The sequence below is a fragment of the Xanthomonas sp. NCPPB 1128 genome (assembly GCF_001043115.1).
In the GTDB taxonomy this organism is placed as follows: Bacteria; Pseudomonadota; Gammaproteobacteria; order Xanthomonadales; family Xanthomonadaceae; genus Xanthomonas_A.
In genome coordinates this window covers 111,306-131,808 of sequence record NZ_LFME01000002.1, presented here as the reverse complement: position 1 = coordinate 131,808, position 20,503 = coordinate 111,306, and the positions used below count along the sequence as shown (strand labels likewise).

At 67.3% G+C, this 20,503-nt stretch carries 41 protein-coding genes; 27 read left to right on the top strand and 14 right to left on the bottom strand.

Annotation, left to right across the window (positions count from 1 at the left end):
• Window positions 1-2: 2 nt before the first annotated feature.
• The 11 genes from ACP93_RS02595 to ACP93_RS02550 all read right to left on the bottom strand — a co-directional run bounded on the left by ACP93_RS02595 (window position 3) and on the right by ACP93_RS02550 (window position 5,457).
• Window positions 3-497 carry a hypothetical protein gene (locus ACP93_RS02595; protein WP_048489235.1) on the bottom strand — a complete coding sequence of 165 codons (495 nt, stop codon included), beginning with the start codon at window positions 495-497 and terminating at the stop codon, window positions 3-5.
• A gap of 106 nt (window positions 498-603) precedes the next feature.
• Complete coding sequence (locus ACP93_RS02590; RefSeq protein ID WP_131721571.1) at window positions 604-1,122, bottom strand: hypothetical protein; 519 nt, start codon at window positions 1,120-1,122, stop codon at window positions 604-606.
• Window positions 1,119-1,574, bottom strand: a complete 456-nt coding sequence (locus ACP93_RS02585; RefSeq protein ID WP_131721570.1) for a RuvC family protein — start codon at window positions 1,572-1,574, stop codon at window positions 1,119-1,121. The genes ACP93_RS02590 and ACP93_RS02585 overlap by 4 nt, the downstream gene beginning before the upstream one ends.
• Before the next feature lie 44 nt (window positions 1,575-1,618).
• A complete protein-coding gene (locus ACP93_RS02580; protein WP_048489233.1) occupies window positions 1,619-1,831 on the bottom strand; it encodes a hypothetical protein in 213 nt (70 codons plus the stop codon).
• Entirely contained in the window at window positions 1,828-2,013 is a 186-nt protein-coding gene (locus ACP93_RS02575) for a DNA-directed RNA polymerase subunit omega (protein ID WP_048489232.1), read from the bottom strand. The genes ACP93_RS02580 and ACP93_RS02575 overlap by 4 nt, the downstream gene beginning before the upstream one ends.
• Window positions 2,010-2,378: a Ref family recombination enhancement nuclease gene (locus ACP93_RS02570; RefSeq protein ID WP_048489231.1), complete on the bottom strand. Its 369-nt coding sequence runs from the start codon at window positions 2,376-2,378 to the stop codon at window positions 2,010-2,012. The genes ACP93_RS02575 and ACP93_RS02570 overlap by 4 nt, the downstream gene beginning before the upstream one ends.
• Window positions 2,375-2,500, bottom strand: coding sequence for a hypothetical protein (locus tag ACP93_RS22430; protein WP_255347922.1), 126 nt, complete (start codon window positions 2,498-2,500; stop codon window positions 2,375-2,377). Before ACP93_RS22430 ends, ACP93_RS02570 begins: the two co-directional genes overlap by 4 nt.
• Complete coding sequence (locus ACP93_RS02565; protein ID WP_048489230.1) at window positions 2,497-3,057, bottom strand: hypothetical protein; 561 nt, start codon at window positions 3,055-3,057, stop codon at window positions 2,497-2,499. Before ACP93_RS02565 ends, ACP93_RS22430 begins: the two co-directional genes overlap by 4 nt.
• Entirely contained in the window at window positions 3,054-4,478 is a 1,425-nt protein-coding gene (locus ACP93_RS20795; RefSeq protein ID WP_131721569.1) for a replicative DNA helicase, read from the bottom strand. Before ACP93_RS20795 ends, ACP93_RS02565 begins: the two co-directional genes overlap by 4 nt.
• Window positions 4,361-5,083, bottom strand: a complete 723-nt coding sequence (locus tag ACP93_RS20790; protein WP_053069662.1) for a helix-turn-helix domain-containing protein — start codon at window positions 5,081-5,083, stop codon at window positions 4,361-4,363. Before ACP93_RS20790 ends, ACP93_RS20795 begins: the two co-directional genes overlap by 118 nt.
• Window positions 5,080-5,457, bottom strand: coding sequence for a helix-turn-helix domain-containing protein (locus ACP93_RS02550; protein ID WP_048489229.1), 378 nt, complete (start codon window positions 5,455-5,457; stop codon window positions 5,080-5,082). The genes ACP93_RS20790 and ACP93_RS02550 overlap by 4 nt, the downstream gene beginning before the upstream one ends.
• Window positions 5,458-5,517: 60 nt before the next feature.
• Between ACP93_RS02550 and ACP93_RS21980 the strand changes: the two genes are divergently transcribed.
• The gene (locus ACP93_RS21980; protein WP_157862423.1) at window positions 5,518-5,679 is read left to right on the top strand and encodes a hypothetical protein; all 162 of its coding nucleotides are present in this window, start codon (window positions 5,518-5,520) and stop codon (window positions 5,677-5,679) included.
• 43 nt (window positions 5,680-5,722) lie between these two features.
• Here ACP93_RS21980 and ACP93_RS02545 read toward each other — a convergent pair whose 3' ends face one another.
• Window positions 5,723-5,923 (bottom strand): helix-turn-helix domain-containing protein, encoded by a 201-nt coding sequence (locus ACP93_RS02545; protein WP_162208493.1) that lies wholly within the window; start codon window positions 5,921-5,923, stop codon window positions 5,723-5,725.
• A 79-nt stretch (window positions 5,924-6,002) separates the two neighbouring features.
• On the opposite strand from ACP93_RS02545, the gene ACP93_RS02540 reads away from it, so the two are divergent.
• The 26 genes from ACP93_RS02540 (at window position 6,003) to ACP93_RS02425 (ending at window position 18,012) form a co-directional block, all read left to right on the top strand.
• A complete protein-coding gene (locus tag ACP93_RS02540) occupies window positions 6,003-6,686 on the top strand; it encodes a S24 family peptidase (protein WP_048489227.1) in 684 nt (227 codons plus the stop codon).
• A gap of 9 nt (window positions 6,687-6,695) precedes the next feature.
• Window positions 6,696-6,917, top strand: coding sequence for a hypothetical protein (locus ACP93_RS02535; protein WP_048489226.1), 222 nt, complete (start codon window positions 6,696-6,698; stop codon window positions 6,915-6,917).
• A gap of 114 nt (window positions 6,918-7,031) precedes the next feature.
• Window positions 7,032-7,355, top strand: coding sequence for a hypothetical protein (locus ACP93_RS02530; RefSeq protein ID WP_048489225.1), 324 nt, complete (start codon window positions 7,032-7,034; stop codon window positions 7,353-7,355).
• Window positions 7,352-7,588, top strand: a complete 237-nt coding sequence (locus ACP93_RS21630) for a hypothetical protein (protein WP_131721568.1) — start codon at window positions 7,352-7,354, stop codon at window positions 7,586-7,588. Before ACP93_RS02530 ends, ACP93_RS21630 begins: the two co-directional genes overlap by 4 nt.
• Window positions 7,585-7,806 (top strand): hypothetical protein, encoded by a 222-nt coding sequence (locus tag ACP93_RS02525; protein WP_048489224.1) that lies wholly within the window; start codon window positions 7,585-7,587, stop codon window positions 7,804-7,806. Before ACP93_RS21630 ends, ACP93_RS02525 begins: the two co-directional genes overlap by 4 nt.
• Window positions 7,807-7,808: 2 nt before the next feature.
• The gene (locus tag ACP93_RS02520; RefSeq protein ID WP_048489223.1) at window positions 7,809-8,036 is read left to right on the top strand and encodes a hypothetical protein; all 228 of its coding nucleotides are present in this window, start codon (window positions 7,809-7,811) and stop codon (window positions 8,034-8,036) included.
• Window positions 8,037-8,157: 121 nt separating this feature from the next.
• Entirely contained in the window at window positions 8,158-8,478 is a 321-nt protein-coding gene (locus ACP93_RS02515; protein WP_048489222.1) for a hypothetical protein, read from the top strand.
• The gene (locus ACP93_RS02510) at window positions 8,475-8,726 is read left to right on the top strand and encodes a hypothetical protein (protein ID WP_131721567.1); all 252 of its coding nucleotides are present in this window, start codon (window positions 8,475-8,477) and stop codon (window positions 8,724-8,726) included. The genes ACP93_RS02515 and ACP93_RS02510 overlap by 4 nt, the downstream gene beginning before the upstream one ends.
• 18 nt (window positions 8,727-8,744) lie before the next feature.
• Window positions 8,745-9,287 carry a hypothetical protein gene (locus ACP93_RS02505; RefSeq protein WP_048489364.1) on the top strand — a complete coding sequence of 181 codons (543 nt, stop codon included), beginning with the start codon at window positions 8,745-8,747 and terminating at the stop codon, window positions 9,285-9,287.
• Between the two features lie 75 nt (window positions 9,288-9,362).
• Window positions 9,363-10,004 carry a pentapeptide repeat-containing protein gene (locus tag ACP93_RS02500; protein ID WP_048489220.1) on the top strand — a complete coding sequence of 214 codons (642 nt, stop codon included), beginning with the start codon at window positions 9,363-9,365 and terminating at the stop codon, window positions 10,002-10,004.
• 38 nt (window positions 10,005-10,042) lie between these two features.
• On the top strand, window positions 10,043-10,636 hold the full coding sequence (locus tag ACP93_RS02495) for a hypothetical protein (RefSeq protein WP_048489219.1): 594 nt from the start codon (window positions 10,043-10,045) through the stop codon (window positions 10,634-10,636).
• A 161-nt stretch (window positions 10,637-10,797) separates the two neighbouring features.
• Window positions 10,798-11,691, top strand: a complete 894-nt coding sequence (locus ACP93_RS02490) for an ATP-binding protein (RefSeq protein ID WP_048489218.1) — start codon at window positions 10,798-10,800, stop codon at window positions 11,689-11,691.
• A gap of 2 nt (window positions 11,692-11,693) precedes the next feature.
• Window positions 11,694-12,308, top strand: a complete 615-nt coding sequence (locus tag ACP93_RS02485) for a hypothetical protein (protein ID WP_048489217.1) — start codon at window positions 11,694-11,696, stop codon at window positions 12,306-12,308.
• Complete coding sequence (locus tag ACP93_RS02480) at window positions 12,308-12,532, top strand: hypothetical protein (RefSeq protein WP_048489216.1); 225 nt, start codon at window positions 12,308-12,310, stop codon at window positions 12,530-12,532. The genes ACP93_RS02485 and ACP93_RS02480 overlap by 1 nt, the downstream gene beginning before the upstream one ends.
• The gene (locus ACP93_RS02475) at window positions 12,529-13,230 is read left to right on the top strand and encodes a hypothetical protein (protein ID WP_048489215.1); all 702 of its coding nucleotides are present in this window, start codon (window positions 12,529-12,531) and stop codon (window positions 13,228-13,230) included. The genes ACP93_RS02480 and ACP93_RS02475 overlap by 4 nt, the downstream gene beginning before the upstream one ends.
• The gene (locus tag ACP93_RS02470) at window positions 13,227-13,481 is read left to right on the top strand and encodes a hypothetical protein (RefSeq protein ID WP_048489214.1); all 255 of its coding nucleotides are present in this window, start codon (window positions 13,227-13,229) and stop codon (window positions 13,479-13,481) included. The genes ACP93_RS02475 and ACP93_RS02470 overlap by 4 nt, the downstream gene beginning before the upstream one ends.
• Window positions 13,478-13,633, top strand: a complete 156-nt coding sequence (locus tag ACP93_RS21975) for a hypothetical protein (protein WP_157862422.1) — start codon at window positions 13,478-13,480, stop codon at window positions 13,631-13,633. The genes ACP93_RS02470 and ACP93_RS21975 overlap by 4 nt, the downstream gene beginning before the upstream one ends.
• The gene (locus tag ACP93_RS02465; RefSeq protein WP_204243624.1) at window positions 13,626-14,453 is read left to right on the top strand and encodes a hypothetical protein; all 828 of its coding nucleotides are present in this window, start codon (window positions 13,626-13,628) and stop codon (window positions 14,451-14,453) included. Before ACP93_RS21975 ends, ACP93_RS02465 begins: the two co-directional genes overlap by 8 nt.
• Window positions 14,450-14,638 (top strand): hypothetical protein, encoded by a 189-nt coding sequence (locus ACP93_RS02460; RefSeq protein WP_048489212.1) that lies wholly within the window; start codon window positions 14,450-14,452, stop codon window positions 14,636-14,638. The genes ACP93_RS02465 and ACP93_RS02460 overlap by 4 nt, the downstream gene beginning before the upstream one ends.
• Entirely contained in the window at window positions 14,635-14,856 is a 222-nt protein-coding gene (locus ACP93_RS02455) for a hypothetical protein (RefSeq protein WP_048489211.1), read from the top strand. Before ACP93_RS02460 ends, ACP93_RS02455 begins: the two co-directional genes overlap by 4 nt.
• Window positions 14,853-15,296, top strand: a complete 444-nt coding sequence (locus ACP93_RS02450) for a hypothetical protein (RefSeq protein WP_048489210.1) — start codon at window positions 14,853-14,855, stop codon at window positions 15,294-15,296. The genes ACP93_RS02455 and ACP93_RS02450 overlap by 4 nt, the downstream gene beginning before the upstream one ends.
• Complete coding sequence (locus ACP93_RS02445; protein WP_048489209.1) at window positions 15,289-15,588, top strand: hypothetical protein; 300 nt, start codon at window positions 15,289-15,291, stop codon at window positions 15,586-15,588. Before ACP93_RS02450 ends, ACP93_RS02445 begins: the two co-directional genes overlap by 8 nt.
• The gene (locus ACP93_RS22205; RefSeq protein WP_048489208.1) at window positions 15,588-16,079 is read left to right on the top strand and encodes an XF1762 family protein; all 492 of its coding nucleotides are present in this window, start codon (window positions 15,588-15,590) and stop codon (window positions 16,077-16,079) included. The genes ACP93_RS02445 and ACP93_RS22205 overlap by 1 nt, the downstream gene beginning before the upstream one ends.
• Complete coding sequence (locus ACP93_RS22200) at window positions 16,072-16,428, top strand: hypothetical protein (RefSeq protein ID WP_228135932.1); 357 nt, start codon at window positions 16,072-16,074, stop codon at window positions 16,426-16,428. Before ACP93_RS22205 ends, ACP93_RS22200 begins: the two co-directional genes overlap by 8 nt.
• The gene (locus ACP93_RS02430) at window positions 16,421-16,642 is read left to right on the top strand and encodes a hypothetical protein (protein WP_048489207.1); all 222 of its coding nucleotides are present in this window, start codon (window positions 16,421-16,423) and stop codon (window positions 16,640-16,642) included. Before ACP93_RS22200 ends, ACP93_RS02430 begins: the two co-directional genes overlap by 8 nt.
• Before the next feature lie 302 nt (window positions 16,643-16,944).
• Window positions 16,945-18,012 carry a site-specific integrase gene (locus ACP93_RS02425; RefSeq protein ID WP_048489251.1) on the top strand — a complete coding sequence of 356 codons (1,068 nt, stop codon included), beginning with the start codon at window positions 16,945-16,947 and terminating at the stop codon, window positions 18,010-18,012.
• Window positions 18,013-18,332: 320 nt separating this feature from the next.
• Here the strand turns inward: ACP93_RS02425 and ACP93_RS02415 are convergent, their stop codons facing one another.
• Window positions 18,333-19,607, bottom strand: a complete 1,275-nt coding sequence (locus ACP93_RS02415) for a hypothetical protein (protein ID WP_048489249.1) — start codon at window positions 19,605-19,607, stop codon at window positions 18,333-18,335.
• Window positions 19,600-20,394 (bottom strand): hypothetical protein, encoded by a 795-nt coding sequence (locus ACP93_RS02410; RefSeq protein ID WP_131721574.1) that lies wholly within the window; start codon window positions 20,392-20,394, stop codon window positions 19,600-19,602. Before ACP93_RS02410 ends, ACP93_RS02415 begins: the two co-directional genes overlap by 8 nt.
• Window positions 20,395-20,503 lie beyond the last annotated feature (109 nt).

The following is a 20,503-nucleotide window of genomic DNA, read 5'->3' as shown; positions in this document are numbered from 1 at the left end:
GTTCACCCCTGCACCGCCCGGAGCGCCTGCGGGTACACCGTCGCCCAGCGGTCACGGTGCGGCTTGCCCGGCCGCCAGGCCTCGATGTACTGGTTCCAGGCCTCCTGCTCGTCGCCCAGCGCCGGCAACGCTACCGGCAGCGTCCACAGCAGCAGGCGCGCGAAGCCGGCCGCCAGAACGTCGTCGCGTTCGAGCGCGTCGAATACAGCGGCGATGGTCGGCGCGATGCCGTGGCGCTCGCACAGCGCCCGCGCGCGCCGCTGGCTGGATGAGTGCGTCAGCACGCCGCGCACGCCGGCGGTCTCGAACTGCCACAGGCCACGCGCCGGGCCGCCGATCTGGTGGCGGGTCTTCAGGCCGGATTCCTGCATGGCCATGGCCAGCAGTTGCACGCGCGCCGGCGGTGAGTCCATGCCGTCGCCTATCTCGACGAGCGCAGGCACGATGATCTGCGACAGCGCCAGCGCGGGCGCGATCGGGAGGGGTAGGAGCGACATGGGGGTCCCTTCGGGGAGGCCAGAAACGCAAACGGCCCGCTCGATGGCGGGCCGCTGACGGACTTCTGAGGAATGGCGCCGAGAGTAGATCAGCGTTCGGAACGCGTCAAGCGTCGAGGTCGCGGCGCACCCACCCCTTGGCCTCCGCCAGACGCTCCCGATAGACGCCAAGCCGCAGCCCCAGGTGGTCTGCCTTGTCGCGCTGGCCGCCGAGCACCGTGCAGAACTGGGTCCGCAGCGCGGTCGCCAGGTCGTGCTCCTGCCGGCGTAGTCGGGTCACGGACTGCTCCACGCGCAGCGCATCGGCGGGAATGCTGAAGTCCGGCGCCAGCACCTTCGCCGCGCCGGTGCGGGTCTGCGTTCCGCGGACTGGTTCGACGGTCCACGCCGGCACGAGATGGACGACGCCGGCGTCATCGACCAGACCGGCGGCAACGCCCAGCATGCGCCGCCGCGCCACGCCGCCGCGGTCCATCGTCGTCGATTGCCGGATCGTCGCCGGCCGGCCCAGCCCGGCGAGCGCCGATGTGCCGTACATGCCGGCGCCCTCTTCCTGCTCCTGGCGGCGCGGGCCGAACGCCCAGCCCCACAGGCGCAGCAGGTTGTCGAATTCGTCGCGGGTCATGCTGCCCATGCCCCCTGCTCTGTGTGTTCGTGGTACAGCGCGATCAGCAGCGCGTCGGCGCGACCGTCGTCCTTCTTCCGCTGCAGCTGCGTGGCGGCAGCCGGGAAGCGCTGCAGGGCGAGCTGGCGCGCCGCGTCTTTGTCCTGCCCCAGTAGCCCCATGCGGCGCTTCCACACCGCCGGAATGGCACGGGTGTAGGGAATGCCAAGGACCTGAAGCACGGCGCGCGCCTGGCCGTAGCTGTCGCCGAATCGGAAAGCCGTTGTGCCGCCATCGTTGGGCCGCGCACCGACCTTCTCGATGCAGGCACAGACGTAGGCGCCGGGGTGCGCGGCACGCTGTTCGCGGATCCACACCGCCAAGGCCCTTGCGTCGACCTCCCGCCAGTCGCCGACCAGCACCGTCGGCATGTCCAGGATCGGGCCGGCCTCACCATCGATCAGGGTCGCCACCGCACCGGTCAATCCCGGGTCCACACCGAACGTCAGCCGCATGGTCATAGCGCATTTCTCCAGGTCGGAATGGTACGCGGCGGCGGCGCGCCCTGGATGCCAGGCAGCTGCTGCACGCGCCCACCGCGAGCGAGGAACTGCTCGACGGTCTCGGCCGGCCCGGTCTGCGCCACTGGCTTCTGCGCCGGCGCCAGACCAGCGCGCTTGCCGACGCGCTGCAGCCGGTCGTGGATCTTCTTGGCCAGCGTCTTGGTCATGCCGCGCTCCGGCGCGGCTTGCGCTCCTGGTCCTCTGCATCCCAGCCCAGCACCCAGGCTTCCCGCAGCGCCCGGTCGTCGGTCGTGATGCCGTAGCGCGGGCCGTCGTCGCGCCCCTTCCCGACCTGGCGCGCGCGGCGCCCGGCCTCCCTCGCCTGCTCGTATCGCTGTTCGTTGATCATGCTGCCCTCGCTGTGTGCTGTTCGATCAGGGTGTTCTGCAGGTCAAGCAGGTAGTCGTCCCTGCCGATCTGCTCGCGGAATGCGCGCGGCTGGCGCGCGTAGGAGGGGCCGAACATCGCCTCGCACTGCGCCGCCGACATGCCGCCGAACGGCTCGCCGCGGTGCGACCAGCTGTTGAGGCCGACGGTGTAGTCGTGGCCGCGCCGCGGGGCGCCGTGCTTGCCGCCTACGGTCAGGTGGTGGATCTCGCAAGGCACGTGGCCCAGGCCGAGGGAGCGCGCGACGATGCAGCCGACTTCGCGGATCGCATCGAACCGCGCCTGCTGCGCGCGCGTCGGAGCGCCAGTGCTGCGGCCGCGCTTCATGCCGCCACCTGCATGCCGCCGGCGAACGTGCGCGCGTCGCGCTCCATGTCGTACACGTCGCAGCCGGGAAGCGTCTTGTAGACGCTATCGGCACGGGCGAACAGGACGGCGACCTGGATCATGCAGCCCTCCGCGCCGGCGCCGGCTGCGTTCCGTTCCCAGCCACCATCAGCAGGTACTCAGCCCGCACTTCCTCGGTCATCGCTGACTGGTAGTGCTGGTCGATGTAGTCGCAGATGCCCAGGAAGAACTGCTCGAACTCGGCTCCGTCCATCTCGTCGAACGCGATCGAGCGCGGCACCTGCACTGCCACCTTGCCCAGCACCGGCCCCAGGTCAAGTTCCATCGGCTCGCAGCACACCCCGGCCTCGCGCTGCACCTGCTTCAGCGCGTCGTGGCTGCCGCGGGCGCGGAACGCCTCGACGTTCTCGACCAGTAGCGCGCCGACGGCGTGCGCCAGGCGGTGGAACTTCACGTTCCGCGGCTTCTTGATCTCCAGCCGCAGTTCGTCGCCTCGTCGGTAGCCGCGCTCGTGCATCAGCTTCCGGTCGATCGGGTGCGCGGCCAGGATGGCCAGCCGCTCCTCGCCAGTCTCCAGCACCACCACGCGCTCCACCACGGCGTAGACCGGCCGGCGCGCGCGCTTGCTCTGCACCTTCTTCGCGGCGGCCGTGGTCATGCGGCCCCCTCGAACTCATCCGCTGCGCTGCGGTTAACGAACGACGTGGTGCCGCCGTGCCAGGTGCAGTAGACCGTGCCGATGTTCCCGTGCCGGTTCTTGACCACATTGATCTCGGCCGCGCTGCGCTCCGACTGGGGGTTCGACTTGTCGCGCCACAGCATCATGATCTGGTCGGCCTCCTTCTCGATCTCGGAGCTGTCGGCCAGGTGGTGCATCGTCAGCCGTGGGTTGTCGCCCGGCTTCTCGGTCTGCGGCCGCCGAACCTGCGACAGCGCAACGACGGGGATGCGCAGGTCGCGCGCCAGGTTCTTCAGACTCCGTGCGATGGCGCCAATCCGCTCGTGCTTCGGCGCCTTCGACAGCGACTCCATCTCCAGCCGCTGCAGGTAATCGACGTACAGCGCCCGAAGGCCGTACTGCGCCTTCCAGCGCCGCGCCACGCGGATCACCTCGGTGATGTCCGGCGAGCCGCGATCAAGGATGTGCACCGGCAGCGCGCCGAAGCGTTCGGCGGCGTGATCCATGCTCGACATGTCGTGCTCGTCGAACTTGCCGGCGCGCAGCCGGCCCACGCCGATGCTGCTGCCCACGGCGAGCCAGCGCAGACCGACCTGGTCGTGCGGCTGCTCGCCCGAGATCAGGCCGACGGGGCCGACCTTCGCGCCGGCGGCCGTGGTGCCCAGCAGCAGGCCTGTTTTGCCTGTGCCGGGAGGCGCGCCGATCACGATCAGGTCGCAGTCGTGCAGGCCGCCCAGCGTGTCGTCGAGGTCGAAGATCCCCGTCGGCACACCCAGGATGCGGCCGCCGTTGGCACGCGCCCGCGCAGCCCCGTCCAGCGCAGCCTGCATCGCGGTGCGCGCGGTGTGTTCGTAGCTGCGGTCATCGGTGTGCAGGTCCATGAGCCGCTGCATCGCGCGATCGGCCGCGCCTTCCTCGCGCTGCTTCGCCGAGGCAGCTAGGTCCAGGCCGATCTGCAGCGTCTCGCGTGCACGCCAGGCCTCGGCGATGATCCGCGCCTGGTAGCCCGCCTCGGTGACCGGGTACAGGTCCGTCGCGCTGCCGATCGCCATCGCCAACTCGGACAGCCGGTGGTCGCCAAGGCGCGCGGCGGCGTCAACCATCGTCACGGGGTCGATCGGCCGGTTCTGCAGCGTCTGCGCCTGGATCAGCTCCCACAGCTGCGCGTGCGCCTCGTGGCCGAAGTGCTTGGCCTGCAGCGAGATCTCCGACAGCGCCGACGGCCGGGCCATGGCGGTGTACAGCACCAGCCGCTCGACGTGGAAAACCGAGTCGTCGCGCCTCATGCCACCAGCCTCGGCAGAGCGTTCGGGTCGCGCTGCTGCTGCTGGCCGTACACGGCCTGCCCGGCCGCCGGGGCACCGTCGCGCGCCAGCCAGTCGGAACGGAAGCTCGCCCACCCACGTTCGCAGCACATCCGCACCGCCGACTCCAGCGTGATCCCGGCCTTGGCGGCTTCCCGCTTCATCCCGTCGACGGCCGTCTCGGTCAACGGCAGCCGCTTCGCCTTCCGGATCGCCAGGAAATCTTTCACCAGGTTCACCGGCAACTCGGGCAGGAGGTCAGCAGCGACAGCTGCGTCTCCCTGACGGTTGCTTCTGACGGTTCTTGTAGGTTCTTTACGGTTAGACCGCAGCTCCTGCGGGGGTGACTGCGGGAGCTGCGGGGGTTTCTGCGAGATCTGCGGGGGTTGCACCGCAGGAGCTGCGGGGGTGCGAGAGCTGCGGGGGTGCAGCTCCTGCGGTGGTTTGTAGGCTTCGGGACGCACCGTGTAGCGCGTGTGCCGGCCGTTCGATCGGTCAGCCACGACCAGCCCGATGTCCTCCAGCCACTTGATCGCGGCGTGCACCGTCCGCTCGCTGAAGCAGGTGCGTTCGCAGATCTTCGGGATGCTCGGCCAGCACTCGCCCTGGTCGTTGGCGTTGTCTGCCAGCGAGATGAGGACGGCTTTCGGCGTCGGCGCCATTTGCATCGGCCAGCAGGCCGCCATGATGGTGGTGCTCATGCAGCGTTCCTCAGGCGAAGTTCGGCGTTCTCGACCTCCAGGCGGTGCAGCCGCTCCTCGGTCGATTCGGTGCGCGGCACCAGGTCCATGCCGCAGTTGTGCGCGACCCACTGCTGCCAGCCCCAGTTGCGCACCGCCCGGGCGAAGTCCAGCGCCAGATCCGCGGGCATGTGCGCGGTGCCGCCGACGATCCGGGACAGCTGCGCCGGCTCCATGCCGATGTCGTGCGCCACCTGGCGCTGCGACTTCTTTCCGACGCGGATCGCCAGCAGCACGGCATCGCCGGAGCTGTGGCACAGGCCGATGAGGTGCATCGGGACGCGGTTGATCGAGGGGACTGCGCCGATCAGCGGTAACGCGTGTTGAGTGGTCATGACTCGTGTTGACGGTTGAGGTCGAGCGGAAATGGAAGGCCGCCACGAGGACGACCCGAGATGGAATTGCTACGAAGACAGACCCCGCACAACGTCACGACGCTGGTGCGGATCGGAGGAAACTGGTTCGCCGTGCGCTGGGTCCGCGGCAAGCTCGTCATGCGGAAGCTGGCTAGCGCGCGTGGCGGCGTAAGCGGATCGCGCTATGCGATCGACCGCTGACGGGTACGTGAGCCAGAGCAGAAGCTGGCCGAGGTCCATGGAGCTATGCAGCCTTCCGGCGCTTCTTCGCCGGCGGGGGGCCGAAGACGTCGGGGCGCAGGTCGCGCGCCTGGAACTGTCGAAGCGGGGGAATCGGCTTTTCGTCTTTCCACTGGCCTACTGCCCAGCGGCCGATGCCAAAGAACCGAGCAAGCTCGGCGTCGGTCTCAAGCTTGAGGGCCTTCTTCACTGCTTGCTTGGTCATGTCCATGGTTGCTGAGTCTAGTGAACTAGACTGCGGTGTCAAGCGCTCTAGTCTGAATGCGCTCTACTGTTCTAGACCTATGGACACGATGGCCGAGCGTCTAAAGCACGCCCTAACCCTCCGCGGCATGACGCCGGGCGACCTGATCGCTCGGAAGGTGCTCAGCAAGGCCGGAATCTACTTCCTGCTGGACGGCACAACGAGCGCGGAGAAGGTGCGCGCCAGCACGGTGACGAAGCTCAGCAGGGCGCTGCAGGTCAACCAAGAGTGGCTGCAGTACGGGCGCGGGCCGATAGAGGGCGGCGAACAAGCGGACGAAGATGACGGCTATGTCGGGATCGTCGGCTACTCCCAGGCGGTCGGCCTTGGAGCCGGCGCCGAGGCAGACGAATACGCCGAGACGCACAAGCTGAAATTCAAGTCTTCTAGCCTGAGACGGCGCGGCATCCACAATCACCCCCTGGCCGTCTACTACGGCAAGGGCGACAGCATGGAGCCGACGATCAAGGACGGCGACGCAATCCTGTTCGACACCTCCGACACCCGTGTGGTCGATGGCCTGCTGTATGTGATCCAGGTGGATGGCATGACCTACCCCGAGTATTTCGTAAAGCGGGCGCTGGTGCTGGATGGCGCCGTTTACTTCCAATCGGACAACCCCGCAGGCGACCACAACTGGCGACGCCCCAGGCGCATGGACTCAAGGCGAGAGCCGATCACCGTGATCGGGCGTGTACACTGGATCGGGGCTTGGGCCGACTGAGGATAGGGAATGGAACCCCTCGCATGGATCGCGGGAATCATCGCTGCAGCACTGCTCGTCATAGCTTTCCGGCGCAAGCGCGTCGCCGAGCGCATCGAGTACTTCGCGAGTCGGGAAGCCGCGCAAGCTTTCGCCGTCGCGCAAGAGGACTCCGGCGACTACCACTGCTGGATTGAGCAAGTCTCTACTCAGCCACCCCGGTGGGAAGTGCGCTGCTACCGCAGAAAATGAACAACGGGCACTCCGTTCATAAATTTCTTCGTCTAGTTTGTCTAGTTCTCTTGACTACCTAGTCTAGTTCGCTAGACTTCTCCCATCGCCCAGCACACGGGCAGGGAGAACGAGATGGGCCGCTACTACACGCGCAACACGCCGACCGAGCATGTCTGCAGGACGTGCCAGGGTGCTGGCGAGCTGACCCGCAACAACTCGTGGGACCAGGACCCGCAGTGCGAGTTCGCGGTGCCGTGCACCGAGCCGCTGTGCTGCGATGGCTGGGTGCGCTGGGCGCCGATCGATCCGCTGGAACTGCTGGCCGCTGCCCGCCCTGGCCACCTGCGCCGCAACCCGATCCAGTCGCAGCGCTACGGCGCGGCATTCGCGCGGGCCTTCACTGACGTTCCGCTGCCGCAGATTGCGTCGGCCATGCCCTGGCAGGTGGCGGCATGACCGCCCCCGCCCCTGTCGATGTGCGCCCGCCAAGCCTGCGCGGCAAAGAGCTTGCCGACATGACCGCAGTAGAACTGCAGGCCGTGGTCTATGCACAGCGAGCTGCCATGACCGAACTGATCGCTGCGTCACGCGATGCTGCTGCGGTTCTGCAGTCCAAGGCTGCCCCCGGAGAACAGGAGACGCCTCGTCGCCTATATGCCGCCCTGGCTCGCGTAGGCGGTGCGCCATGAGCGGCCTTTACTGGCTCATCGCCGCAGTGATCGCCGCACTGCTGTGTCTTGCGTTTCGGCGCAAGCGGGTGGCCGATCGAATCGAGCGGTTCGGCATCCATCAGGACGCTATCCGCTTCGCTGACTCGATGAGCCGTCGCGGCTTCGACTGCTTCATTTCCCACAACGGCATGGAGTGGGAGCAGTGGGAAGTCCGCTGCTACCGCCGGGGGCGCTAGCCATGAGCGCCCAGATCCTGCAGTTCCCGGTGCGCGACTCGCACGACAAGTACCAGATCTCGCACGTCCGGCAGTTGGCGCGTGAGCTGGGCTACGACCCGCGGCAGGCAGAGCGCGATTTCCTCGCCGCCGGCTGCCCGCAGCAGGTGCGCAACGAACTGGCGGAGCGCGCGCGCCGCGCCCGCATGCAGACCACGACCACCGACGACAACGGCCCGGAGGCCGCTTGACCATGGATCACTTCGAAGACATCCCGCCGATCCGCGAGGAAGCGGAAGGCCTGTTCCTGATCGGCGCGTGCTCGTTCTGCGCTGGCGTGCTGTTCACTCTGCTCGTGATGGCGGTGCGCTGATGGCTGCCGAGACGAAGTGGACGCCTGGGCCGTGGGCGCTTGAGACGGTCCAAACTACCTGCGGCAGCTGCCACAAGATTGGCAGCTTTCCGAGCGCCGGGGCGCGCAAGGAAGTGCCTGCTTGCGTGTACGCCGACAACATCCGAATCGGCCTGGATGAAGGAAGCCCGATAGCTGTCGAACTACTCGCCAACGCCCGTCTGATCGCCGCAGCGCCGGATCTCTACGAGGCACTGCAGCGCCTGGAGCAGTTCGGCCACACCGATGCCACCTGGGACTTCGCGCTGCGCGCAATGGCGAAAGCGCGAGGTGACGCGTGAAGCCATCCGCCCTCCTCCGTCTGCTGGCGTGCGGCATGGCCGTCGGCTTCCTGGGCGACCTGTTGCGCCGGTGCGTGATCGTCGAGGCGTGGACCGTCGGCCCGGTGGTCGCCGTGCTGCTGGTGTGGGCGCTGATCGCCACGCACCGGGCATGGCGCGCTGCGCGCCGGCAGCGCCGCAAGCCTGTCCCCTTCATCCGACCGAACACCCCTGACTTCCCCGCGCAGCCCAAGCGCGATATCCGCTAACCAAGAAGGATGCAAGCCATGCTCAACATCAACGAAGAAGACCTGAAAGCCGCAATCGTCGCGAAGGCGGCGGACGAGATCGTCAGCCATGACGACGACTTGTCCGGCCTCATCGAATTGGAAGTGAAGAAGCGCGTTAACGCGATCTTTGTGGATCGAGCCGAAGCGCAGATCCAGGTCGCGATCGATGCTGCGGTGGCCAATTCCTTCGATGCTGAATACCAGCGCGTCACCGCCTGGGGCCAGCCCGACGGGCCGGTGACCACCATCCGCAAGCAACTGGAAAAGACCGTGTCCGGCTACTGGTCAGCCAAGGTCGACGCGAAGACTGGCAAGCCTTCCAGCAGCGACTACAGCAGCGTCACCCGTGCCGAGTTCCTGATGACGCAGATCTGTGCCGAGGACTTCAGCGCTGCGATGAGGCAGAGCGCTCTGAACGTGACGGGCGCGCTCAAGGATGGCCTGCGCAACCAGATCGCCATGCAGATGGATTCTTTGCTCAACGAGCTGTTCCGCATCAAGTCGCTGCAGGACCAGGGCAAGGTCGAAAAGCCCTACTGATCCGACTTCCCCGAACCGCCGCGGCGCGGCATCCGCTGATCCACTACCAACCAGCCCAACCAAGGAAGCGTCACTATGAAATTCGAGATCAAGAAACGCTGGAGCGGCAATGTCCAGTACAGCTGCGAACTGTCCGCCGAAGTCGCCGGCAAGTCGTATGGCGTGCAGCTGGGATTCGCCGTCAAGACCGCCGCGGCCAGCGGTGCCGACCTGCGCTGTGCCGACCTGAGCGGTGCCGACCTGAGCGGTGCCGACCTGAGCGGTGCCGACCTGCGCTGTGCCGACCTGAGCGGTGCCGACCTGAGCGGTGCCGACCTGCGCTGTGCCGACCTGAGCGGTGCCGACCTGAGCGGTGCCGACCTGCGCTGTGCCGACCTGAGCGGTGCCGACGGCAGCCGCTGCCCCGTCGTCATCAAGGACATTCACCAGGCCGTGTACGCCGCGGCGTCGCAGCGCGAGGCGCTGGACATGGGTTCCTGGCATGCGTGCAACACCACGCACTGCCGCGCGGGCTGGGTGGTGACGCTGGCCGGCGATGGCGGCCGCGCCCTGGAATACGCGTTCGGCACTTCCGTCGCAGCTGCGCTGATCTACATGTCCAGCGATCCGAAGCTGGAGCGCATCCCCGACTTCTACTGCGGCAACACCGAGGCGCTGGAAGACATGCGCCGCCTCGCCGAGGCCGAGGCCGAAGCCGCTGCTGCCAAGCAGGCCTAACTCCCCGCCGGCGCTGCCGGCCCTACCGAGAGGCAACCATGTTCCAACTCGACGACGCGACCGCGAAGGTCGCCAACTTCAACCCCCGAGCCGAGAAGCACGGCCAGGACAATGTCACCGCCGGCGACATCAAGATCGTGGTGACCACGTCCAACGGGGTGCTCGACCACTTCAGCAAGAAGCTGCGCGCGGCGCTGTACCGCAAGGCGCTGAAGGGCGAGCAGCAGGATCTGATCGACGGCGGCGAAGCGCTGGTGGCAGTGCAGTTCCCGCGGATCGGCGCTATCGCCTGGGACGAGGAGTTCCCGGGCTACGAGATCGAGATCGGCGGCAGTCTGGGTCTGACCGAGCCGCTGGTGCTGGTGGACGTGACGCTGAAGAAGTTCCGCTTCCAGCCCCTGGAAGGCGGCAGCGTCGCAGTCACCTTCAGCGCGATCTGCCACCCCGACGCCGAGGAAGCCGGCCAGCTCTGCCAGCTCATCCAGAACGAGGTGCAACTGATCGTGCGGCCGCCGACGAAGCCGGCGCAGCAGCCGCAGGCGGATGTCGGCGACACGCTCGACCATCAGGACGCCGCGGATGCCGACGCCGAGGCGCAACGCCTGATCGAGGCCGGCCGCCAAGCCGCCTGACCCTTTCGCCCTCCCTGGGCACCCGAGCCGGCCGGGCCACGCCGGCGCCTTCCCGCCATGCCAACCGACCGCGACGAGTTCCCGGACGTCACCGATCCGCGCGAACCCGACCTGCCCGATCCGACCTATCCCTTCGACCAAACGCCTTTGGAGTTCTAACAATGGCTCTCCGCATCGTCCGCTCCTCCGACCCGATCAAGGTCAACCGCCTGAACCTGTGCATCTACGCCGCGCCCGGCCTGGGCAAGACGTCGATTTCGTTCACCGCCGACAAGCCCCTCCTGCTGGACTTCGACCGCGGCGCGCACCGCGCCACCAACCGCAAGGACACCGTGCAGGTGGAGTCCTGGGAGGACGTGGCGAGCATCACCGCCGACGACCTGGCCGACTTCAACACGGTGGTCGTGGACACGGCCGGCCGCGCGCTCGACGTGCTGACCGCCGACATCATCCGGCGCAACCCGAAGGCGGGCCGCGGCGGCGCGCTGACGCTGCAGGGCTACGGCACGCTGAAGGCCGAGTTCGTCGCGTGGCTGAAGCACCTCAACGGCCTGGGCAAGGACGTCGTGCTGATCGCGCACATGGACGAGCAGCGCAACGGCGACGAGATCATCGAGCGCCTGGACGTCCAGGGTGGCAGCAAGGGCGAGATCTACAAGGCGGCCGACGCGATGGGCCGGCTGTCGATCCGCGACGGCAAGCGCGTGCTGAACTTCAGCCCGACCGACGCCGCGTTCGGCAAGAACCCTGGCCAGCTGGACCCGCTGGATGTACCGCGTCCGGACCTGGCGCCCACGTTCCTGGCCGACGTGATCGAGCGCATCAAAGCGCGGCTCAACGAACTGACCGAGGAGCAGCGCGAAGCCCAGGCGGTCATCGAGAAGTGGCGCGAGCGCCTGGCTGACGTCGAGGACGCCCCGGGCATCAACGCGCTGGTGGCCTCGGCCGCAGACGCGCCGATGGTGGTCAAGGCCCTGATCAACGATCGCGCCAAGAAGCTTGGCCTGAACTTCGACAAGAAGGCCGGCGAGTACGTCGAGCAGAAGGCGGCCTGACCATGCGCGTGTCCGCCACCGAGATCGATGCGTTCCGGTACTACCGGGACAACGAGGACGCCGAGCTGGAGCCGTTGCTGGCCCAGCTGCGGCGGCAGATGGAGCCGACCGAGCCGATGCTGGCCGGTTGCGCGTTCCATAAGGCGCTGGAGCTGGCCGAGCCGGGCGAGGTCGGCGTGTTCGAGCAGGACGGCTACCGGTTCGAGATCGCCGCCGACGTGGAGATCGACATCCCCGACGTGCGCGAGCTGAAGGCGACGCGCGACTACGTCATCGCCGGCGTGCCGGTGACGCTGGTCGGCATGGTCGACGCGATCCATGGGCGCCGGGTGGACGACCACAAGACCACCGCGCGCTTCGACCCCGAGCGCTTCCTGGACAGCTACCAGTGGCGCATCTATCTGGAGGTGTTCGGCGCCGATGAGTTCCGCTGGAACGTGTTCGAGTGGAGCAATTCGGAGCGCGAGCCGAAGACCTACGTCGTGCGCGCGGTGCACCTGCTGACGATGTACCGCTACCCAGGCTTGGCCGCGGATGTAGAGCGCGAACTGGCGGCGTTCGTCGCATTCGCGCGCCAGCACCTGCCCGAGCGGTTCACCGCTGCCGAGGCCGCGTGATGCTTCGGACCTGCACCCACTGCGCGCGGCGGCTGCCCGAGACCCAGTTCAACTGGGCCGGCGGCAAGCGGCGCGGCGCATGCCGGCTCTGCGACAACGACGTGCAGCGCACCCGCGCGCCGCTGGCGCCGGTCCGCATCGACCCGGTGCAGGTCCGACTCAACAACCTGGCGTGCCTGTGGTTCGGCCCGGCGCGCCGCGAGACTCTGAGGAACGCAGCGTGAAAGAACGACCGATCCTGTTCAACAGCGCGATGGTGCGCGCCATCCTGGCCGGCCAGAAGACCCAGACGCGGCGCCCGATCAAGGATGTCCCGTCGTGGGAGCACTTCGGCCGCGACATCATGGACTGGGATCTTTCCGGAATCCATCAACTCGGGTACGGAGATGACGATCAGCTCGAAGGAACCGACAAGTGGTATCTCGATGTCCAGACCGATGTCGATGACCACAGTCGCAGGGTGATTCACTGCCCCTTCGGCAAGCCCGGCGACCGGCTGTGGGTGCGGGAGACGCACTTCATCAACGACTACCGAGGCGCACGCGTACCAGAAGACGAGCGCGCCGACGTCGAGCTGGTCTACGCGGCCACCGACGAAGACTACGTGCGGAATCTGGAAGATGACGAGGGCTTCGCCTGGCGCCCCAGCATCCACATGCCGCGCTGGGCGTGTCGCCTGGTGCTAGAGATCACCGACGTGCGCGTAGAGCGGCTGCAGGCGATCAGCGAGGAAGACTGCGCGGCCGAAGGGGTCACACGCGACACGGAGCCGTGTGACCACACGCGCCGGAGTTGCGCAGACGTCGGATGCCTCGGGCCGACCTATCGCTCCTCGTTCGCGGATCTCTGGACCAGCACCGGCGGCGACTGGGACAGCAACCCGTGGGTCTGGCTAATCGGCTTCCGGAGGATCGCAGGATGATCCGACCCTTCACTCGCCGCGCGCCGCGACGCAATGGCGGCTTCAGCTGGGGCCGCGTGCTGCCCAGCGAGCAGACCGTCACCTACCGCCTGTTCCGGCGCGACCTGACCGGCGCGCTGCACTGCTCGATGCACACCTTCCACGCCGCTACGCCGCGCCGCGCCATCGCCAACGACCTGCGTCGCGCGCGCCACAAGCTGCGCGACCGCGTCGACGAGATCGACCTGGCCACCATGGGGATCACCGCATGAACATCCACGAGAAAGACAAGCTGGCCGCCCTGCAGTGGGCCGTCGAGCGCGCACGCGAGGCCGCCGCCGGCGACGAGCTGGTCCGCCTCAATGTCCTGCCGGCGCTGCAGCAGCTGCGCGACGATGCGCAGCGGGACGTGCGCCGTGGCTGACGGCAGCTCTGCACAACTTCGGATCCTGAGCCTGGGTGCCGGCGTCCAGTCCACGACCATTGCCCTGATGATGGCCCACGCCGAGATTGCGCCTTCTGATCGTGCCATCTTCGCCGACACGCACGCGGAGCCGGCAGCCGTATACCGTCACCTGGAATGGCTGCTACCCAGGCTGCCATTCCCCACCGACGTGGTCAGTGCCGGCGACCTTGGTGCGGAGATTCTGGCGGCTTCCTCCGGCGAGGCACGCAACGACGCCAGACCCCCGTTCTACGTGAAGAACCCGGACGGCTCGCGCGGCATCTTGCGCCGCCAATGCACCGGAGACTACAAGATCGACGTCATCCGCAAGCGCGTGCGCGAGCTGCTGGGTGTTGACCGAGGCCACCGAGTACCGGCAGGACGAATGGTCACCCAAGTGATCGGAATTTCCCTCGACGAAGCCGGCAGGATGAAGGTCAGCCGTGATAAATGGCAGGCGAACGAGTACCCGCTGGTCGACTTGCGGATGACCCGTTGGGATTGCGAACAGTGGCTGCGCCGCAACGGGTATCCGATCCCGCCGAAGTCGGCTTGCGTGTTCTGCCCGTACCGCCGAAGGGCGGAATGGCGCCGTCTGCGCGACGAAGCGCCCGAAGACTTCCAGCGGGCGATCGAGATAGATCGGGCGATCCGCACGCCGGGCTACGGCCGCCTGGTAGGTGAGTGCTACGTACACGACAGCATGGTGCCGCTGGAGCTCGTAGACCTCTCGACAGCCGAGGAAAACGGCCAGCCGAACCTGTGGGACGACGAATGCGAAGGGATGTGCGGCGTATGACCGACCAGCTTTTCCCCCGCCAGCCGCGCCGGCTGAAGCAGCCCACCAAGGACCTGCTGCGTCAGCACCTGGCCAGCATCACCGAAGAGAATATCCGGCTCCGCGCCGAGGTCGAGCGGCTGCGCTCCACCTGGTGGCGGCGCCTCATCAACCGCGTGCGTCGCGCGCCCAAGGACATCGCATGAGCAAGTACGACCACCTGGATGACGCGATCATCGACGCGATCGGAAGCGGAACGAGCACTTTCACATCCATCTGCGCCAACGTCGACCACGAGGTAAGGGTTATCGCCGCCGATGGGCCGAAAGACAAGCCAGAGTGCCGCTACGTCGACGCGCGGCTGCAGGCTCTGCGAAAGCAGGGTCTCATCAAGTTCGCCAAGGGCCACTGGAGCATCGCATGACCACGACCATCACCCCCGATGCGCCGGACCTGCCGACGATCATCGCTTCGATGCACAACTTCGCCGACGTGGCCGACAGCTGCGAAATCACGCATGGCAATGCGCCAGCGGCGATCCGCGCATGGATCTGCATGCTGCAAGCCCTCCCCGAGCTACAGGCAGCGCAGCCGCAGGCCGAGCAGCACGACCGCGCACGCGAAACATCGCGCCGACAAGCCGCCGTCGCCCATATGCTCGCCGAGGGCTGGAGTTGGGACGGTTTGCAGTGGTGCCGGGAGCCGCAGGCCGAGCAGCAGGGCTTGCCGGAACTATTCGTCCAGTGGCTGGAGCGCGAGATGCCCGCCGGAACCGTCATCGGGCGGCCGGCCTGGTGGGCGCCGAAGTTGGTGCGCGCCCTGCGCAACGCCGAGCGCGGCGTGCTGGGAGGCTGCAATGGCTGACACCGAACAGCGGGCGCTTTTCAAGTCGTGGTGGGATAGGACTCGCCCACTCGAAAGCGGATCATTTCACTACGAAGTTGCTTGGCGCGCATGGCAAGCCGCCCTCGCCTCGCAGGCGCAGGTGCCGGATGGGTGGGTGCTTTCTCGCGAGGGCGACGACATCCGGATTACCGCCGACGGCGTAGCCAGCTTCTTGGTTCGCCGGACGCTTTTCAGGGGTGACTTCGATGAGTTTGTGTGGCTATTCCTCGACGCCATGCTCGCCGCCGCGCCGGCGCAGGAGGGGCGGTGATGCTCGAACTTCGCCCGATAACCCGCGACGTGGCAGACGATTTCGTCCGCGCACATCATCGACACCATGGCATACCAGTCGGTGCCCTGTGGCGCCAGGCAGTGCACGATGACGCTGGTCGCTTGGTCGGCGTCGCCGTCTCCGGCCGGCCGGTGGCGCGAGCCTTGGATGACGGCCTGACCGTCGAGGTCACGCGCTTATGCACGGACGGAGCGCCCAATGCCTGCAGCATGCTGTACGCGGCAGCGCGGCGCGCGGCTGAGTCGAAAGGCTACCGCCGCGGCCTGACGTACATTCTGGCCAGCGAGTCTGGCGCGAGCCTGCGCGCATCTGGCTGGAAGTTCCTGTGGAGCGTCCGCGGCCGTAGTTGGAATTGCCCCAGCAGGCCGCGGACGGACAAGCATCCGACCGAGGACAAGCAGGCTTGGGGTTGGGGCGCCTGGGCAAGCGGCGCGGAGCTGAACGCGCAGGAGGGCGGCAGCCATGGCTGAGCGCCAGCACGCCCTCCCGAGGCAAGCCCGCAATAACGGAATGGCGTTGCGCGGCCGCCCGATCCGAGTTCCGCGCGGAAAGGCCACGGTTCGGCAGATCCTACGCCAGCACCTCCGCGAGGAGGGCCACCGCATGCAGGAGCTGGCAGGCCCGTGGAAGTGCAAGCCGCAGACGGTCTACGACATGTTCTACGACGGCCGCGCGTTCTCGCCAGCGCATATCGACGCGGCTGCGGCCTTTCTGCGGCTTGACGAGCACGACACGGCCGAGCTGCGGATCCTCGGTGCGCGCGAGGCTGGATGGAACATCGACCCGCAGTACCTGCTACAGGAGAATCAGCATGGCTGACAACGAGTTTTCGACTTTCTGGCTACTGTTCGGGAAGTACGGCGCCACGATGACGATCGAGCAGTTGCGCGACGCCTTCTACCCCGGCAGCTCCATGAAGACCATGGCGAACAAGCACAGTGCACGCCTGCTGCCCGCAAGGACAGGCGACGTATACGACACGCGGGATGTGGCGGTGTGGTGGGATTCCCAGCGGAAGGCCGCCGCGTCTTGAGCGCTGCCGCCGCTGCCTCAAATAGCCGCCTGCGGGCGGCTTTTGTTTTTCATGCCGCCACGGGCTACTGCGCCATATGTGTACCACCAACCCGGAAAGCCCCGCTCTGGCTAGGCGTCGGTCCAGTCCATCATCGGGGCAACGGAAATAGCCGAAGCCTTGTGCATCAACGATTCTTCTTTTGAGTCAGCCACATGTGCTTCCCGTCAATTCCCGCGCAGACACAACTTTTCCCATCGATTCCCGCCGACAAGTACCATAGTTGTACCACCTCGCAGCCTGGTACAACGGACGGTACACCGATGGCAACACTGCAACCCCGCGGCAAGCGCTGGCGCGCCATTGTGCGCCGAAAGGGCCATGCCGCCCAAACCAAGACGTTCCCCACCAAGACTGCCGCCAAGACCTGGGCCGACCGGATCGAGCGCGAGCTGGCGGAGCTGGACGCGCGCGGTGAGAAGGCCGGACGCGACATGACGATCAGCGAGCTGATCGACTGGCGGACCGAGAAGCTTGGCGGAGTGAAGGCGATCAGCAAGACCCAGGCCGGCAACATGAGCCGGCTGCGCGAAGGACTGGGGGCGATCGTGGCCCAGCGGCTGACGGCCAACGACATCATCGAGCACGCGCGCCGCCGCGTTGAGGGGCGGCACGTCATGGCGGACGGCCAACTGATTCCAGCCTGCGCACCGGCGACCATGAACGTCGAACTCGGCTACCTGTCGGAGCTGCTGAAGCTCGCTGCTCCCATGCTCGGCGTGCGCCAGGCGGGTGACCCAGTCGCCGATGCACGGCCGGTGTTGCGCCTTCTGAAGCTGGTTGGCAAGTCGAAGCGGCGGGAGCGGCGACCCACGGCAGAAGAGCTGCAACGCCTGCGTGCGCACTTCGAGGCCTCGGCCTGGCGCTCCGAGATCCCGATGGCCGACATCATCGACTTCGCCATCATGACGGCGAAGCGGGAGAGCGAGATCACGCGCTTACTATGGTCCGACCTCGATGCCAGTACGAGGACAGCACTGCTGCGCGATGCAAAGCACCCGCGGCACAAAGATGGCAACCACAAGCGGTTCGCGCTGCTGGGCGAAGCGTGGACGCTGGTGCAGCGGCAGCCCAGGACCGCCGACGAAGACCGCATCTTCCCCTACAACTCCAAATCGGTGGGGACAGCGTTCACCCGGGCCTGCGCCAAGCTGCGGATCGAGAACCTGCACTTCCACGACCTACGCCACGAGGGCACGTCGCGCCTGTTTGAACAGGGCTACGACATACCGGAGGTTGCGTCGGTGACGCTGCACGAGTCATGGACCGAACTGAAGCGGTACACGCAGCTCCGCCCCGAATCCCTTCACCGGGATCCGAAAGCGGGGTGAATTGCAGGATGAATCGGCTACCGCCGGTACGCGCCTCGCCTCGACGCTCCTGGCAGATCATGCCCTCGCGCCGCCACCCACCGGGTCACCCACCTGATCCCCTGTTCCTGGCTGGCGGCGACGCCGCGATGCGTCATGTCGTGCCAGTAGAGCCAGATCTCCCACTTCCCATCATCACGCACTCGCACCCCGGCTACGCCATTGCTGTTGTGCCGCAGCAGTGCGACATCGTCGTAGATCAGCCAGCGGTATGACGGGGGGAGCATGCCGGCGATGCTACGCGGTGCCGTCGCACCGGCCGAGACAGCAGCCTGAATTGCTTAGAGTTCGGCGACCAGCAGGTAGCTGGCGATGAATGCGAAGGGGCCTGTAGCGGCCACAAAGATCTCCACGCCACTCGTGCTGCTGGTCGAGTCGATGCTCGAACAGCCGTAGACGTAGTTGACGCTGGAGAACGTCACAGTCGGCGCGGCGCGCATGCTGAAGGGCAGCCAGGTGCCGGCGCCGGACGTGGCACTACCATTAGAGCGCAGCGTGAGCGATCCGGCCCGGCAGTACCACTGGCAGAGCGCCATCTCCTCTGGCTGTTTGAGATACTCGAAGGGGCTGGCGAAGCTGCCGCGCTCGAGTTGCGGCCGGCTGTACGTCACACCGGTAGCGGTGATCTGCAACGTCATGTTGCCGCTGCCGGTAGGCGTCAGCGTGACGCTGCGGCGCCCGCTGCCGGCGGTGATCGTCCCCGTGGCACCTCCCACGCTGACGCTGAGGCTGCCGCTCGGATCTTCAACGCTCAAGGTCAGAGGCTGGCCCCAGGCGCCCTGGGGGTTCTCGATGACCTGCTGCAGCGGGCCGCTGGTGTGGCTGATGAGGCCGGCGCTGTTGACGGAAACGTTGCACCCACCGCTGCCGGCCCGCCACCGGTCGTAGCCGTAGGCACCCGCGGCGAGCGCGCCACCGCCGAAATTGCGCTGGTTGACCTGCATGCTGGCGTTGATGAGCAGGTTGCGCCCGGCGTCCAGCGCGGCCCGCGCGCGCGCGCCTGTGAACCACATGTTGGTCGGCGTGGCGCCCTCGGCCAGGTCGTCAGTCGTCGCCGCGGCAGCGCCGGCCACGCGCCCCTTCGCATCGCGCAGGATCTTCAACAGCGCGGCGCCGGTGGCGCCGGCGTTGGGCAGGTCAGCCAGGCCGATCGTGACCACGTTGCTGGTGGCGTCGACGGCGCGCGACAGGTCGGCCGTCACGCCAACAGCATCGGCGACCAGGTGCCACCCGCGCAGCCCGTCCGGCCCGGTGCCGTAGTAGAAGGTGTTGCCCGGGGCGTCGCTGTCGCCGTCCAGCATGATCTGGACCGCACCCGCCGCCGGTGAGCCGTCTAACTGGACGGACCCGATGCCGCGCAGCGAGAAGGTCGCGGAGCCACTGCCGGCCGGCAGTGCGGCCACCTTGGCCGCCAGCGCGTCGATCTGCGCCTGCAGGTCGGTGTCGCTGCCGGCCGCATCGCGCAGCATCAGGAAGAAGGTGTGCCACTCCTGCGTGACCAAGCCACCCTGCGAGGCGATCGGCGCCTGGACGCGGGGGATCGCGATATCAGGCACTGGTCGGCCCTTCCGCAACCCAGTCGAACGGCAGCGCAGCGATGAACGAGGCGTTCGACTGGCCGAAGTCGTCGCTGTCGAACTGAACACTGAAGCCCGTGGCCGACTTCGCGATGATCGCCGGCACGCCGATTTGGCCGCCGGCGGTGTGCGTCACGTTGCGAGGGATGACGGTGATCGCGTACGGGTCGCCGCTGAAGGGATTGAGGAACGTCACGCTGCGCGAAGTCTGCCGCGCATTGGACGCCGGCGCGCTGTCGCTGCCCCACTGGCGCAGGTACGTGCCGATCTTCACCCGATTGGTGAAGTTCTGGACCGGCAGATCGGGGATCGTCGGCTGCGCGATCCAGATCAGATTGCTGCCGTCGGTGCTCAGGATCTTGTTCGCTGAGCCGGTCGGGTCCGGCACCTGCAGCACGTCGGCCCAGATCAGGTTCGAGCCATCCGTGGCCAGGAACTTGCCGGCCACCAGCGCGGGGATGGTTGCGCCCGCGCCCGCGCCGGAATCCACGTCCCGCGTCCAGACGGACGTGCCGTCGGCAGCCTTGAGCACGACGGTGTAGGCGCCGCTCAGCCAGATGTTGACGTTGGCGCGGCCGGAGCTGTCGAGCTGCACCGGGTTGGTGTTGAGCGTGGTCAGGGTCGAATCGGACCAGGTGTCCTTGGCCGTGGTGGTGCCCTGGGCGAAGAATTGCAGCGCGCCGCCGGCCAGCGGCTTGATCCCGGGCAGGTCGAGGAAGACCGGGGCGGGGTTGAAAAAGCGGTATCCTGACATCGGTTTCTCCAACAAAAAGCCCCGGACGGGGCCGGGGCTGGGTCATGGCGCAAGATTGGCGGTACAAGCGGGAGCCGGACGGCTTGGGACTCAAGGAATACGTCCTGCTCCTCGGTGCAGC